The following is a 15,393-nucleotide window of genomic DNA, read 5'->3' as shown; positions in this document are numbered from 1 at the left end:
TATAATCTTCATTTCGTTAATTTATCTAACAATTATTTTATGGAAAAACTACATCCGGAATTGCCTCCAACAGGCAATCATGAAGACCTGTTGCCCGGAAAATTCGGCAGAAGGAAATTTCTTTCCTATTGCGGGCTGGCCGCTTCCGTTGCCACTATTTCCGCCTGCAAAAAAGACAATGACAATAACAATATGCCTCCTGCAGGCAGTATAGATCTGGGCTCCGGCGATATCGGCATTCTTAATTACGCTTATGCCCTGGAACAGCTGGAAGCTGCTTTTTATACCCAGGTAGTAGCCAGTCCGTATTCCGGTATTACTGCCGGTGAACTGGCGTTGCTGACGGATATCCGTGATCACGAGGTGGCCCATCGGGAATTTTTTAAAGCGGCTTTAGGGACCAAGGCGATCGTCAGTCTGGAAGTGAACTTTTCTGCCGTCAACTTCGGGAGCCGTGACAGCGTACTGGGGACTGCCAAAGCATTTGAGGACCTGGGTGTTTCTGCCTATAACGGCGCAGGGCAATTGATCACAGATCCGGCGTATCTGTTGCTCGCCGGTAAAATTGTGTCCGTTGAGGCGCGCCATGCCGCCTATATCCGTGACCTGATCAGTAACGGGTCTTTTGCAGACAGTACGGTGATAAATGCCAACGGACTGGATTTGGCAAGTAAACCTGCTGATGTATTGACGACTGCCAAACCTTTTCTGAAGTCGGTATTGTATGCCGGTAATTTACCTATGGTGTGAGCTATATTTTTCTGTATCTCAAAAAAATCAAAACATGAACATTCAAAATATTATCACCGAAATAGAAAAGATCGACCCGGAAGTATATGATCGTCTTGACAGCCGCAGGGGAACGATGCAGCATCTTGCGCGTTGGGGCGGCCGGATTGCCTTGACGGCTTTGCCTTTTGCATTGGGCGGCTTATTCAAAAAAGCATATGGCCAGTCTGCAGGAAGCGGTGTCGCGGCGGTGCTCAACTATGCGCTCACACTCGAATACCTGGAGGCTGAGTTTTATACAAAAGGGGCCGCGTCCGGTGTGGTGCCGGCAGGTACCCCTGCGGTAGGCGCTATTAACACCATACGGGACCACGAAAATGCGCATGTTGCGTTCTTGAAGAGTACACTCAATGCAATAGGCACTACTCCTGTATCCAAACCTACATTCGATTTTACCGCAGGCGGAGCATTTGCGGACGTATTCACCAATTATGATACTTTTCTGGCGGTGGCACAAACATTTGAGGACACAGGCGTAAGGGCCTACAAAGGAAGAGCGGCAGAGCTGATCAGTAATCATGCCGTGCTCACGGCAGCACTTCAGATACACGCCGTGGAAGCAAGGCACGCCTCTCATATCCGGCAGATGCGGAAGGCACGGGGCGCCAGCCTGAAACCCTGGATTACCGGCAAGGATACCGGTGGAATAGGCGCTGCGGTGCAGGCCAGCTATAATGGAGAAGAGCTCACCACTCAGGCCGGCGTGGACATTACCAAATTCGCCAGTATCAATGCTGCCAGCGAAAGTTTTGATGAGCCGCTTACCGCCGATCAGGTGTTGGCTATCGTAAAACCATTTATCGTGTAAACAACATTTTTCATCTTAATATAATCAATCATGAAAAAAACAATTATGCTGCTGGCCATATGTCTGCCGGTGGCCATGCAGCTCTCTGTCACAGCAGCTCCTGCGCACAATCATTACGATTACATGGTTGTAAGGGATTGGACCAAATCCACGACAGCCACATGGCCTGCAATGAAAGACAGCAAGACGATCTGGTACAAGCTGGACAAAAAAGGAGGTCTCTGGTGGAGTGAAGACGGCAAAAAATGGTTGGCCGCCAAAGACGGCGCCTGGACCGACAAAGACGGTAAATGGCTGAAGATTCACGAGCATAAGCTGGTGTGGAGCACTGACGGAAAATCGTGGTCAGAAGTGCCGGAATGGAAATGGGAAGGCTCTGATGGCAAATGGTATAAATTCGACAGCAATTGGACGCTGTGGGTGAATGTTTAAGGGAACGGTGCCACATTGTCTCTTTAGAGCAATCCGTAGAAAAGGGCTATACCAAAAGACAGTTGTGCTTTTGGTTAGCCCTTCATTATGATATAAAGACAGCCGGGGTACCGTGGATGACGTGAGTTACTGCCGGCCTGCCTTTAGCGGATTGGGGTGAAAATTATTTTGACGTCGTTATTTTGATAACGGGCGTATAATTAAAGTATCCGGCGGGGTTGTCTGCTCCGCCGATGCGGGCCGCAGCCCGGATATAGTACACCGTGCCGGTTTTGAGGCCGGTGAATGTTTTTTCGTAGACAGTAGCTTCTACTGTTTCGTCTGGTACGTTCTGTACATCCTGTATGTCATTCAACGTATAACTGTTTACATCGATTCCTTCGGTGGAGCCGATAATAGCAGCCAGCCTGGATATCTTCTGTGTGTTGTCGTTGTGTTTTACACTGTACTTCACCGTTACACTGTTGTTGGTGACGTTGCTGATGGCAGCCGTCACTTTCAGGAAAGGCGTCACGGGAATGTCTTTTTGTGTATTGGCGGCAATATCCACTACTACGGTGTCTTTGTAGTAGAACGGTCCTTCCGCCACGATGCGGTACCTGCCGGTGAAGAGCAGGTTGTTGTTATAGGAGCCGTCGGGATGCACCGCTGTGTTGATGGGATTAGGATTGCTGCTGCTGTACCCTACCTGATAGTAACGGAGCACGGCACCATTGAAGGCCTGTACGGGCACGGCTTCATTGGTTTTGATGTCGGTCAGCCGCCCCTGTATACTGGCATCAGGAGCGGGATAGTTGTCTTTTTTGCAGCTGGTCAGTACGGCGCTGCCCAGCAGGAGCGCCATACAGCTGTTGATGATATGTTGTTTCATGTGTTGTCTGTTGTTTTAGTTAGAAACCCGGGTTTTGCACGAGGTTGCTGTTTTTATCGATCTCACCGGTAGGGATGCGCTGGTAGTACATCCGGGAGAGGAACGTGCGGGTATTTTTAGGCGCCGGCACGATCTGGAAGCTGTATTGCATGTCGGCAGGTGACTTGCCGTTTTCCCACATGAGCCATGGGTATAATGCGTGGAACTGCGTGTTGTTCAGCAGATCGGTGGCGGTGCGCCAGCGGCAGATATCCCACCATCTGTGGTTTTCGAAGGCCAGTTCTACCTGCCTTTCATGTCTTACCTGGTCACGGGTGATGCTGCCAAGGAGTTTAATGCCGGCGCGTTCACGTAGCTGGTTCACGGCATTCAGTGCATCGGCGGTTTTACCCAGTTCTATGGCCGCTTCTGCGTAGTTCAGCAGTACTTCACCATAGCGGAACACTATCCAGGGCGTGGTGGAGCGGCCATCTGCCAGCCTGTTCACCGGGTCCATGAATTTTTTAACATAGAAGCCTGTTTTGGTGGGATCGCCACTAAGCAGCGGGCCGTCCCTGCCCACGCGCGGGATGCTGTTTGCGCCGCTGCCGTAGGTGTCTGTCAGGTTAGCGGAGGTAAACTGTACGCCATTGTCTATCACGCCTCTTCTTAATTCGACGGTACCGCCCTGCCAGGGAGCGCCGGGGTAGAGGATGCTGGCGAGGAAGCGCGGGTCTTTGTCTTTAAACAGGTCGGCGGTGTTTTTATAAAGAATGGGATTGCCGGCAGCGTCATTGATTTTCAGTTTGCCCGGGGTACCGTCGGCATACTCAAAACTTTCGACCAGTTCCAGGGTGGGATTGGTGGCGCAGCCATAGTCGATTTTAAAGCTCTGCGGCGCGTTGTAGAAGTCGAAGCCGTGGGCCAGATCGGGCGACTGATATGTCTTTACAAAGATGACTTCCTTGTTTTTGTCGAGATCGGCGCCGGTCAGGAACAGCTGCTGGAAGTTGGCCGTTTTATCGCTGTAGCCGTTGAACAGCTGAAACTTTCCGGAGTTGATGATTTGTTGTGCCGCATCGTAGGCTTTCTGCCAATAGCCGTCAGCGTTAGCAGCGATGCCAACCGCGCCGCCGAGTTGCACCGCGCCGTATTTCGCTATGGAGGCGGCATAGAGCATCGCGCGGCATTTTAAGGCGAGGGCGGCATAACGTGTGGCACGGTAGCGTTCATCGGCATTGTAGGATTCCGGCAGCTGGCCCATGATGGCGTCCAGCTCGGAGGCAATGAAATCATATACTTCCTGTTCTTTATTACGCGGCACTTTCAGGTCTTCGATATTACCGTTGTAGCGCTGTACTTTCGTTATCAGCGGGACGCCGCCGTACCGTTTTACCAGGGAGAAGTAATAGAATGCCCTGACAAAGCGGGCTTCAGCGAGAAAGCGGGTCTTCTGTTCTTCAGATATATTTTTGGCGTCAGGGATTTTTTCGATAAAGTCGTTCACGTTTCTTACCACGTCATATCGCCACCAGCCAAACATTTCATCGCCGAGGATGGGATCGAGCGTAGCGCCCCAGCTGTAGGATCGTACGGCTTCATCGCTGGCCTGGCTGGGGAAAGCCGCCTGGTTTCCTTCCACCCAATAGTCAAAGGCTTCGGTCTGCATATTATTATAGAGGTTGGCGGTAAGCGCCTGTATGCCAGACACAGAGCCATAGGCGGCATCATCGGAGATGATGTCCTGTGCTTTCCTTTCCAGGAAGTCTTTGTTGCAGGAGGCCGACAAGGTCAGCATCAGTGCAAAGGATATATGTTTATGTAGTTTTCTCATGACAAATAATTAAGAAGATCAGAATTGCAGGTTCATGCCCAGTGTGAGTACCCGTTGCTGCGGATAGTACTTACCGTTACCGGCGGCATTGGTATCGTCGTTGGTCGGCATTTCCGGGTCAATGAATTTCAGGTTGGAGAACGTGAGGAGGTTCTGTGCGGAGAAGTAAAACCGTACCTGTTCAATTCCTGCTGCTGACAGCATGGGCTTAGGCAGGGAATAGCCCAGTTCTATTGTCTTCAGACGCAGGTAGGACGCATCTTTCAGCCAGAAGGAAGATACCCCTTTGTTGTTGTCCTGTCCATTGGCCACCGTGGAAGGGTATTTGCCCGGCACCCATTCGCTCTGCGGATTGTATGGATCGCTGCGGTGCCAGCGGTCGGTGAAATAGGCGAACGCGTTGGCGCCGTTGCTGAACGGGTCTCTCATAGCGCCGTCTATCAGGATATTGTAATTGGCGGCGCCCTGGAACAGCATGGAGAGGCTGAAGCCTTTCCAGGTGGCGGCGAGGTTCAGGCCATAGAACAGTTCCGGTGTGTTGCCGCGACCGATAACGGTGCGGTCGTTGCTGTCAATGATACCGTCGCCGTTGAGATCTTCATATTTGATATCGCCGGGCTTAAGGGTGGTATTGCCTTTACGGTCCTGTATGGCCCAACCGGCAATTTCTTCCTGGTCTTTAAACTGGCCGGCGGCTTTATATCCCCAGATCATGTTGCTCCATCTATTGTTGTAGTTGTCTTTCCAGTTGGCGAAGGCGTTGGTGGAGCTGGCGCGTTCCTGGTACAAATTACGTGTACGCGTCCAGGTGATATTGGGAGATACGTTGAGTACCACGTTGCCGATTTTTTTGTTGTAGCCCAGTGCCAGCTCGAAGCCCTGTGTGCGGTCACTGTTGAGGTTTTCGGCCGGCAGGCCTGCGCCATAGGTGCCGGGCAGGGAAAGCACTCTTTGTGCGAAAAGGCCGGTACGCTTACGGGAGAAGAAGTCCAGCTCCACGGTGAACATATTCTGCAGGAAACCGGCTTCAAACCCGATGTTGGCGGTGGTGGCGTTGAACCAGGTGATGAGCGGGTTAGGAAGGCCTGATGGTGTTAATCCGCCTACGATATTTTTCCCGAAGATGTAGCCGCCTTCCGGGTAGCGGTAACCGGTGAGGTACTGGAACGGATTGGCGGAGCCGTCGTCGCCCATCTGGCCCCAGGAACCTCTGATTTTAAGGTTATTGACCACACGGGCCATGTTTTGGAAGAAGGCCTCATCACTCATTCTCCAGCCGGCAGACACGGTAGGGAAGAAGCCCCACCTGTGGTCCGGCGCCAGTTTGTAAGACCCGTCGTAACGGAAGCCCAGCTCCAGCAGGTAGCGGTCTTTGTAATCATAGTTCACCCTGCCTACGTAGCCCATATAGGCGGCTTCGCTGGCTTTGCCGTTATTGTTTTTGTTGGTGTTGGCGCCGGCAAAAAGCTGGTCCAGCGCATCAAGCATAAACTCGCGGTAAGCCTCGAACTGGCTGCCGATGGTCTGTCGTTGTTCAAACAACAGTAAACCTTTCACGTGGTGGTCACGGGCAAAAGTTCTGACGTAGCTGAGCGACAGCTGAGCGAGGCTGTTCTCTTCCTGTTGCTGGTCCTGTTTGAGGTTGGTGGGGGAGTTGCCAATATAGCCAACGTCGTATTTATTCGTAGCGGCGTTATAGTTATAGAGGTTAAATTGTTTTACCCATTTTTTGTTGTTGGCCGTGCCGGACTGATAGGAGTAGAGCGCTTTGGCGCTCAGTCCATCTACAAACGGGATGTCGTAGGTAAGGGAAGCGATGCCGCTGAGGTATTTGTATTGCTGGGCGGAATAACCTGAATAGTCACTGTTCATGGAAGCCAGCACGTTGTGGCTGAAGTTGGTCACGGCATAATAATCCGGGTTGTTATTGGCGTACAGCGGGTAGGTGGGATAGGCGCGCTGCACCTGGTCCATCAGCGTTACCGCTTCTGCTGCAGGGTAGTGGCGGTTTTCGAGCCGGCCGCCGAGGTTGAGTTCTGCGGTCAGTCTTTTGTTGATTTTAGTGCTGATGTTGCTGCGGAAGTTGTAGCGGTTGAAGCGGGTGTCGCCGCTCTTCCACATGCCTTGCTGGTTGAGGTATCCGAGGGAGAAGAAGTAGCGGGTGGATTCGGTGCCGCCGTTTACATTGATGTTATGATATTGCTGCGGAGTGTTTTGGCGGATGGCGGCTTTATACCAGTCGGTGCTTTCGTAGCCGGGCTGTCCTTCGCGGTATTTCTGGACTTTGTCGGCGCCATATACCGGAGAGAGGCCCTGGTTGAGCTGCGATTCATCTGTCAGTTCTGCGAATTCAGCCGCGTTCACATAGCGGGGGTAGCGGGCATTGCTTTGCAGGCCGAAGTAGGTGTTGTAGGTGATTTTTGGCCTGGACAGGTTTCCTCTTTTGGTGGTGACCAGCACTACGCCGTTGGCTGCTTTGATGCCGTATACCGCGGCGGCGGCGTCTTTGAGGATGGAGATGCTTTCTATCTCTGAGGGGTCGAGCTGATCGAAGGTGGAAGGCACGCCGTCCACGATCACGAGGGCGTCGCCGAAGCCTCTGATGTCGATGCGGGAACCGTCTTTACCGGGTTCGCCGCTGTTCTGCACGGCGCGGATGCCCGGTAGCCTGCCAGCCAGTGCATTGCTGATGTTGGCTACCGGTGATTTGGCGATTTCCTGTCCTTTTACAGCAGCTACGGCGCCGGTGATATTAACTTTTTTCTGTGTGCCGTAACCCACCACCACCACCTGATTGAGGTCGCTGATGGCTTGCGTCAGCGTTACCTGCAAGGTAGCCTGATTACCGGCGGGTATTTCGCGGGGCGTGTAGCCCACGAGGGAAAACACCAGCACATCTGTTTCCCGGGCTTCCAGTTTAAAGGTACCGTTTTCATCTGAGTGGGTGCCTTTTTGTGTGCCTTTGATGCCGATGCTGACATAGGCCAGCGGGTTTCCTTTTTCATCTGTTATGCGGCCGCTGATAGTGGCCACTACCGCGGCGGGGGCGATATTGCCGGCAGCGGCTTTACGGGTCACGATCACGGTGTTGTCAATGATCTCATAGGAGAGCGGCTGTTGATGGAGCGCCGCTTTCATGACCTGGTCGATGCTGCCGCGGGAGATGTGGAGGTTGACAGGTTTGGTGCCGGTCAGCCATTCATCGCGGTACACGAAGGTGTAGCGGCTTTGTTGCTCTATGAGCGCGAAGATGCTTTCGAGCGGTTTGTTTTTTACCGACACGGTGATCTCTTGTGCAGATACACCGGCAGATACCTGGATGCAGAATAGTGTGAGCAGTATAGCGGTCAGCTTCATAACCCTGATGACTTTATTACGGAGGCAACGGCCCTGGGGCGTTGTTGCCTGTCGCCTACTGTGGCGACTGGTGAACAAAAACCGTGTTACGGGCACGGTTTTAACATAACAATCCAATTGCATAGATTTGCAGTGTTTGGGTTTAGAGATCAATAATCTTAGTCGGATGTTGTTTTACGGTAACCCGGACATATAGCCAGGGGCGGGTCCAAGCGCACCTGGTTTTTTTATGGGATACCGTGTAGCGCGGCTTACAGCGCGTTTTTCATAACGTTGATGATTTTGGTTAATAATGACTGGTCATACCGTAGTTTTTAAAGGTGAATAAAATGTTGGCGGAATTCAGGATGAGGGAAATATGAGGAGCCTGCCTGTTTCCTGTCTGCAACGTACGCCGCTGAGCTCCAGTATGCGGATAACGCCGGACAGTTTCATGTTTCGTGGTACCTTGCCCGTTATATGGCCTTGCGGGATGCTGCCCTGGTAAACGATATCGATGTTGTACCAGCGGCTGATCTGGCGTAGCACCATGGGTATGTTGTTGCCGGAAAAGCGGAACTGGCCGTCTTTCCAGGCGGTGGCGAGGGCTGTTTCTGTTTCCCCGACGGAGATGTGGCCGTTTTCATTGTTCACGACGGCCTGTTGTCCGGGGGAGATTATTTTTTCATTGTTTCCTTGTTTTACTTTCACGGCGCCGGTCAGTAGGGTCGTTTGAATGCCGGTTTCATCGGGATAGGCCATTACGTTGAAGCTGGTGCCCAGCACGGCGATTTGTGTATTGCGTACTTTCACGCGGAAGGGGCTGGCTGCGGTGGCTGACACTTCGAAATAACCCTCGCCGTCCAGTTCCACGGCACGTTCCTGGCGACTGAAGGCCACAGGGTATTTCAGGGAGCTGGCAGCGTTTAACCATACCCGTGAGCCGTCCGGGAGGGTGAGTTTATATTGGCCGCCTTTGGGGACGGTCATGGTGTTATACAGTGTATCCGTTACCGTGCCGGAATGATCATCCACATAGAGGATGGAGCCGTCGGCTTTTTTTACGATGTGTACGCCGCCTTGTTGCGCCAGGGCTCCGTTGCCGGCGCTGTCGAGGATAATTTGCCGGCCGTTGCCCAGCGTGAGCACCGCCTTGTCCGATCCTGGCAGGGCGTCGGGCCTGACGGTAGCCAGTTGTTGCGGCCGTGGCGCTTTTGTTTGCCAATGGTGCCAGCAGTAGCCGGCGGTAACAATGGCGGCTGTTACCGCGGCGGCCACCCACCAGCGGCGCCGGTGCAAAGGTGCAGCCGTTGCCGTATGGTCCCGGAAGCCTGTCCGGGCAGTTATTTTACGCCATATTCTTTCTTCGTGTTCAGCCTCATTAGCGGCGAAAGATGCCGGTATATCCACCGGTGCATCCTGGCCGGCGTTGTACCATGCTGCATATTCCTCCGCTTCTTCCGGTGTGATGGTGCCTTTCAGCCATTTTTCCGCCAGTTCTTCATACCGGCTATGTCCTTTTTCCTGGCTCATACAAAAGAGGTCTTTTGTATTAAGTCAATCGAAAAGGACCAATCCCCATATATTTCTAAAAAAAAATTAAAAATTATCGGTCTTTCAATAATAAAAATTAATAAATGGGAAAATTGTATCAGGGCAATACCGTGAAAAATAATGCGGAGAGGTGTTTTAAACCGGACTTCAACGTTTTTACGGCCCGGGCGAGATTATGCTCCACGGCCTTTTCAGAGATATTCATCCGTTGAGCGATTTCCTTGTGGGAGAGGCCCATTTCGCGGCTCAACTGGTACGTGAGCCGGCAACGTTCGGGTAAAGCCGCCACCAGACCGGAAAGCAGGCCTTTGAGGTCTTCAAAACGAAGCCATTGTTCAGTAGAATGGTCTTCGGGTGATGTGTTTTCCCGCGCATAGGAAGAATAAGCCTTTGCCCTTTTTTTCCGTGCCTGAAGATTGATGACACGGTATTTGGTGGCTACGGCCAGATAAGCTGGCAGCGCGCCTGTCAGCGCAAGCGTCTCCCGACGGTCCCACAGGTCTGAAAAAATATCCTGCACCAGTTCTTCCGCTTCTTCCAGATTATCCAGCTTATTGGCGGCTACGCTAAACAGCAGTTTCCAGTAACGCTTGTAGATCGTGGTGAAAGCATGTTCATCTCCTTCCCGGAGTTGGTGCAACAGTTGTATGTCTTCCAGTTCCTGCATATCGTCTTACGGCTGCCAAGGAAAATAAAATTCAGGAAATAACCAAATACGCATGGTATTTTATCGTTTGCCTGCGCGCGTGTTGCCAGCACTGAAGCCCCGGGCAGAGGCCCGGGGCAGTTCTTACATGCAATCCTATTAATCTTACAGCCATGATGATGCTTAGCGTTGTGGACTGTAGTTATTTTATATTACACATCCTCCGCAGGGGCTGCCCAATGTTAGTCCAACGCTTCCACCGCTGGAAGGATCTTCTCCAGTTCCGCATATTCCTGCGCATCCAGTTCACAGAGCGGGCTTCTGAGATGGCCGGCGTCAATCCCTTGTATCTTCAGTCCGGCCTGGACCGCTTTAGGCAGTCCTTTGGCCACGATGAAACGCAGCAGGTCGAACTGTTGATAGAACACGGTCCTTGCCCGGGCAGCGTCGTTAGCCTGCACTGCTTCATACAGCTGGTGGTTCAGATCAGGGATGAGGTTGGGCGCGGCGGTGCACCATCCGGTGGCGCCGGCCCCGAAAGCCGCCAGGGCGAGGGGATTGGAGCCATTGTAAAAGGCAACGTCTTCGCCCAGCTCACGGCGCAGGTAGTGCATGCGCTGCACATCGCCGGTGCTTTCCTTGATCATGGTCACGTTAGGTATTTTCAACAGCCGCTTCAGCAGTGCGGGCGACATATCGATGCCACTTGTTGCCGGGTTGTTGTATGCCATAACGGGAACGGATATACTGGACGCCACTTTTTCATAGTGACGGAAAACCTCGTCGTCTGTCAGTTTCCAGTAGCTCATCGGGATGATCATGACGGCATCGGCGCCCGCTTTTTCGGCAAACTGCGCATGGTAGATGGTCCGTTCCGTCGTCAGGTTGGACACGCCTACGATAACGGGCACACGTCCTTTTACCTGTTGCAGCGCGGCTTCGGTGACGGCTTCCTTTTCGTCGTCGGTGAGATAAGGCATTACCCCGGTGCTGCCTAAAGGCGCTATGCCGTGGGAGCCTGACTGGACAAGGCGTTCCAGCAGTTTTTTAAACAACGGGATATCTACTCTTTCCTGTTTGTCAAATGGTGTGATGGGATACGCTATGATCCCGCTGAAGGTATGCTTGGTCATCGTAACTTGTAATTCGTGATTCGTAATTGATTCAGAGGTCTCTGCCTTCTTCTTCCCGGAGTGCCACACCGAGGTTTTGCAGCTGTGGCGCGTTTTCACAGGCGATGTAACGGGCAGGTTCCTTATCGCTCAGGTTCTGATGACGATGCCATGCCCAGCTGGGAATATATACCGCATCGCCGGCCTGCCATTCCACCCTTTCATCTTCCACTTCTGTGTATCCTTTGCCTTCCAGTACATACAGCACCGTCTCGTAGGTGTGGCGATGACGGTTGGTCAGCTGCCCCGGCAGCAGTCCGCCGATGGTCATGCTTACATTGCGGGTAGGCAGGTCCACGAAGAACACCGGGTGTTTTCGCTCTGCAGAAAACTGGTCATGTTCGCCTGCCTGCTCTACGTTCTTATGCAGCAGCTTTGCAGGTTTCACATACTGCGGGCGTGCATAGGTGCGGTGAAAATCGTTGGAAGAAAATGTTGCCGGTTGTTTTACCTTTTCCATATTAACATTGATTTAAGTGTGAGAGAATAAATTCATCAGCTGATTTCGATGCCACAAAATTTGTCTATTTTTGGATGATCATGATAATCCAGTTTTAACTAAAATAGATGGTCCAGATGCTCAGGCCTTGGAAAACGATACTTACCCTTGATTTTGACGATCCGCATTTGTCTGTATACCGCCAGATTGCGGACGGTATTGTAACAGAGATAAAAAAAGGGCGGCTGAAACCGGGGACGCCACTGCCCGGCACACGCATCCTGGCGGCCGATCTGGGGGTTAACAGGAAGACAGTGGTGCTGGCGTATGAAGAACTAACAGCAGAAGGCTGGTTGGAGACAGCCGACAAAAGCGGCACTTTCGTTTCAGCGGAGCTGCCCGACAGGAAAGCGCAGGGGACAAAAAAAGGGGCCAGCTTCACTTTTAATCGTCATGAGCGACTGGCGCCGGTGCCGCAGGAAGTAGCGGCCAACCTGATCGTCTTCAATGACGGCTGGCCCGATGTGCGCCTGGCACCGCTTGATGAACTGGCCAAAGCCTACAAGCGCATCTTCCAGCAGAAAGCACGCTGGCGCATGCTGGGCTATGGCCATGAACAAGGCGATGAGCGGCTGCGTGCCGCCGTAGCGGCCATGCTGTCTTTTAAAAGGGGCATGAACACCGACCCGCAGCAGATCTGTATCACCCGCGGCAGCCAGATGGCGTTGTATCTTATTGCACAAACACTCCTGCAGCCGGGAGACGTGGTGGCCATAGAGTCACCGGGCTACCTGCCTGCCAGGCAGACCTTCGTGAACGCAGGCGCCCATATGGTCCACATCCCGGTAGATGAAAAAGGGCTGGTGACGGACATACTGGAGCAGGTATGCCGCACCACCACGCTGAAAGCGGTGTATGTAACACCACACCACCAATTTCCCACGGCGGTGAGCATGAAAGTGGAACGACGGCTTAAACTGCTGGAACTGTCTAACCGGTATGGCTTTGCCATTATTGAAGATGACTATGACCATGAATTCCATTTCAGTGCTAAAAGCCTGCTGCCATTGGCCAGCCATGAAGGCGCCGGCAATGTGATCTATATCAGTTCGCTGAGTAAACTGGTGGCCCCTGCGGTGCGCATTGGCTATGTGACCGGCCCGCCTGCTTTTGTGGCGGCGCTGGCGCAACTGAGAAGACTGATAGACCGCCAGGGTGATCCCATCATGGAACTGGCGGTAGCCGGACTGATGGAAGACGGCGCCATTAACCGTCATGCCCGGAGGGCATTTAATATCTACAAAGAAAGAAGAGAGAAAATGGACCAGCTGTTACATCAGTACCTTGATAAACAGGTCGTGTTTCAAAAACCGGAGGGCGGGCTGGCGTTCTGGGTGAGGTTTGTTAAACCGACAGATACCGGGCAACTGGCAGCACGCCTGTTGAAGAAAGGCGTTTCCGTGATGCCTACAGAGTTGTTCTGTTTTGACGGACAACCCCTGAACGCGCTTCGGTTGGGGTATGCTTCGCTGACGCCTGCAGAGCTGGAAGAGGGAGTTCGTACACTCGCTGCCGTTATAAAATAGCGGGTGTCTGCTGCGTTCTATTCTTCAATAATCCGGGATGCCATTTTAGCCCATTGCCAGGACACATACTTATGGTCAGGGTTTCGATTATAGCGGTCGTTTGACGGGTGGTAGCGATATAGTTGCCTGACACGTGTATCCCCAATATAAATAAACGGTTGCAGTCCTTTGGTGACGTTGGTCACCCCCACTGCCACAAATGTATGGTTGTTGATCCACAATGCTTCTTCTATCCAGGAGGAAGCGCCCATAAAAGCGATGCGCCGGTGTGTATGGGCAGCCGCGTTGCCAAGCAGCAGCGCCTGGTCTGCTTCAATATAAGCGTGGTAACGGCCTCCGGGAGCTTTTTCCAGTGCAACCTGGTAGCTGTAGAAGTCGAGCCATTGTTTTTTATCAGGAGAGAAATTGAGCAACCCGCCATAGGTGTTGAAGTACGTGGCAGCGTCTTTGCCGGAGAGCGTATCTGGTGAAAACTGATCGAAATCACTGGTGGCTTCATATATAAACGCATCCGGCGTGAAGCCGGGGATACTGCCGGTCCATTTGCGCAGGGCGGAGTCCTGCTGAAAGCTAATGCGGTAGTCGGTTGGCCGCGGTTGACCATGGGCACTGTTACTCAACAGCCAAAACAAAGGAAGAAGTGTCCATTTCATATATTTATCTATTACAGATTTTTTAATTTACGATTTTTTTAAAGGAAACCCGCATGCCCGGTGCCAAATCAAAGAACCGTACTTTAAAAATCCGTACATTAGAGAAACGGAGATGGCCATGAGACTCCCCGCAACGCCCCATCTGTTATTTGCTCTCCGCAATTGTTTACCTCAAACCCCGAAACCGTATGGAATTACAAGAAACTATTTCAGCGTTGGGCATTGTGCCTGCACATGTCAAAACCGCGGTGTTATTATCCGCTATCGCCTACAGTACACATGTCAAAGCCGATCTGGACAAACATCTGCCTGGTTGGAACCTGCTCTGGGAGGGTTATGAAACCGTGGACGGTAATTTCGGTTTTATTGCCGCAGATCCTACCGGAGAGTTATATGGACTGGCTTTCAGAGGCTCGCTGCCACCCTCCGGTATTTTTAAAAACTGGGATGCTTTTGCCAACTGGATACTGGAAGATCTGGACGTGATCTCCCTGGCCACCTGGCATTATACGACTTATGGTATGGCCAGCATCAGTGCCGGCGCCAACAGGGCGTTTAACAATGTGGCCAGCATGAAAGACAGGCTCCGCTCCGGTTCTTCCGGTATCTACAATTTTTTGAAGACGCGGGTCGTATCGCAGAACAAAAGGCTGATCATCACCGGGCATAGCCTGGGAGGTAACATTGCCAATGTGTATACCTCTTATTTTGTGACAGCCCTTCAGCGCGAAGGTATTCGTTATGACGGCACTTACCTGTTCACCTTTGCTGCGCCGGCAGCAGGGGATATGGCCTTTGCCACAGACCTTGACAATAAAGTGCCCAATGCCTGGCACTACGAAAATGTGAACGATGTGATCCCCAAATTTCCCGTCGTGTCTACCATGATCATGGCTTCCTTGTTGTATGTTCCGTCTCCTTCATCGGAAGATATCATGATTATCTACGATGGTTACCAGATGAGCCTGCGCGATGGTTATCTGCTGCTGACCGGGCTGTTGTACAGCCTGGGCTATATGCAGCAGGCGCTGCATTATGTACTGTTCAACACTTATTTAGACACCCGGAACCTGCATAACACGCTGACTGATTATTTTAACCAGTTGGGCGCACAACATGCGCTGGCGAAATACGCCGGCTATCTGGGCGTTGAGGTGGATGCTGCATTGCTGGCGCGCAGTAGCATGATATAAATTACGAATTACAAATTACAAATTACGAATTACGAATTACGAATTACGAATTACGAATTACGAATTACGAATTACGAATTACGAATGGAGGGCTGTCTTAT

General features: G+C 52.1%; 13 protein-coding genes. 5 read left to right on the top strand and 8 right to left on the bottom strand.

The window, feature by feature from the left end; genetic code table 11:
* Positions 1-39 precede the first annotated feature (39 nt).
* From ACTJJS_RS28640 to ACTJJS_RS28630, 3 genes are read left to right on the top strand one after another with little or no spacing between them, the layout of a single operon-like run.
* Complete coding sequence (locus ACTJJS_RS28640; RefSeq protein ID WP_440666964.1) at positions 40-750, top strand: ferritin-like domain-containing protein; 711 nt, start codon at positions 40-42, stop codon at positions 748-750.
* Between the two features lie 34 nt (positions 751-784).
* Complete coding sequence (locus tag ACTJJS_RS28635; RefSeq protein ID WP_440666962.1) at positions 785-1,597, top strand: ferritin-like domain-containing protein; 813 nt, start codon at positions 785-787, stop codon at positions 1,595-1,597.
* A gap of 30 nt (positions 1,598-1,627) precedes the next feature.
* A complete protein-coding gene (locus ACTJJS_RS28630) occupies positions 1,628-2,029 on the top strand; it encodes a hypothetical protein (RefSeq protein WP_440666961.1) in 402 nt (133 codons plus the stop codon).
* A gap of 163 nt (positions 2,030-2,192) precedes the next feature.
* Here ACTJJS_RS28630 and ACTJJS_RS28625 read toward each other — a convergent pair whose 3' ends face one another.
* The 7 genes from ACTJJS_RS28625 to ACTJJS_RS28595 form a co-directional block, all read right to left on the bottom strand.
* Entirely contained in the window at positions 2,193-2,900 is a 708-nt protein-coding gene (locus ACTJJS_RS28625; protein ID WP_440666959.1) for a DUF3823 domain-containing protein, read from the bottom strand.
* A 19-nt stretch (positions 2,901-2,919) separates the two neighbouring features.
* Positions 2,920-4,713, bottom strand: coding sequence for a RagB/SusD family nutrient uptake outer membrane protein (locus ACTJJS_RS28620; protein ID WP_440666958.1), 1,794 nt, complete (start codon positions 4,711-4,713; stop codon positions 2,920-2,922).
* Positions 4,714-4,731: 18 nt separating this feature from the next.
* A complete protein-coding gene (locus tag ACTJJS_RS28615; protein WP_440666956.1) occupies positions 4,732-8,070 on the bottom strand; it encodes a TonB-dependent receptor in 3,339 nt (1,112 codons plus the stop codon).
* A 342-nt stretch (positions 8,071-8,412) separates the two neighbouring features.
* Entirely contained in the window at positions 8,413-9,582 is a 1,170-nt protein-coding gene (locus ACTJJS_RS28610) for a FecR family protein (protein ID WP_440666954.1), read from the bottom strand.
* Positions 9,583-9,700: 118 nt separating this feature from the next.
* Complete coding sequence (locus ACTJJS_RS28605; RefSeq protein ID WP_440666952.1) at positions 9,701-10,270, bottom strand: RNA polymerase sigma factor; 570 nt, start codon at positions 10,268-10,270, stop codon at positions 9,701-9,703.
* Between the two features lie 221 nt (positions 10,271-10,491).
* Positions 10,492-11,382, bottom strand: coding sequence for a dihydrodipicolinate synthase family protein (locus tag ACTJJS_RS28600; RefSeq protein ID WP_440666950.1), 891 nt, complete (start codon positions 11,380-11,382; stop codon positions 10,492-10,494).
* Positions 11,383-11,413: 31 nt separating this feature from the next.
* On the bottom strand, positions 11,414-11,881 hold the full coding sequence (locus ACTJJS_RS28595; RefSeq protein WP_343746021.1) for a cupin domain-containing protein: 468 nt from the start codon (positions 11,879-11,881) through the stop codon (positions 11,414-11,416).
* A gap of 116 nt (positions 11,882-11,997) precedes the next feature.
* On the opposite strand from ACTJJS_RS28595, the gene pdxR reads away from it, so the two are divergent.
* On the top strand, positions 11,998-13,446 hold the full coding sequence (gene pdxR, locus ACTJJS_RS28590; protein ID WP_440666948.1) for a MocR-like pyridoxine biosynthesis transcription factor PdxR: 1,449 nt from the start codon (positions 11,998-12,000) through the stop codon (positions 13,444-13,446).
* A gap of 17 nt (positions 13,447-13,463) precedes the next feature.
* On the opposite strand, the gene ACTJJS_RS28585 is transcribed toward pdxR, so the two are convergent.
* Entirely contained in the window at positions 13,464-14,099 is a 636-nt protein-coding gene (locus ACTJJS_RS28585; RefSeq protein WP_440666946.1) for a hypothetical protein, read from the bottom strand.
* Between the two features lie 188 nt (positions 14,100-14,287).
* Here ACTJJS_RS28585 and ACTJJS_RS28580 point away from each other — a divergent pair, with 188 nt between their 5' ends.
* A complete protein-coding gene (locus ACTJJS_RS28580; protein WP_440666944.1) occupies positions 14,288-15,292 on the top strand; it encodes a lipase family protein in 1,005 nt (334 codons plus the stop codon).
* The last annotated feature ends 101 nt before the right edge of the window (positions 15,293-15,393 follow it).

The organism is Chitinophaga sp. 22308 (genome assembly GCF_052045305.1).
Classification (GTDB): Bacteria; Bacteroidota; Bacteroidia; order Chitinophagales; family Chitinophagaceae; genus Chitinophaga; species Chitinophaga varians_A.
This window is presented reverse-complemented; position numbering and strand designations above follow the sequence as displayed.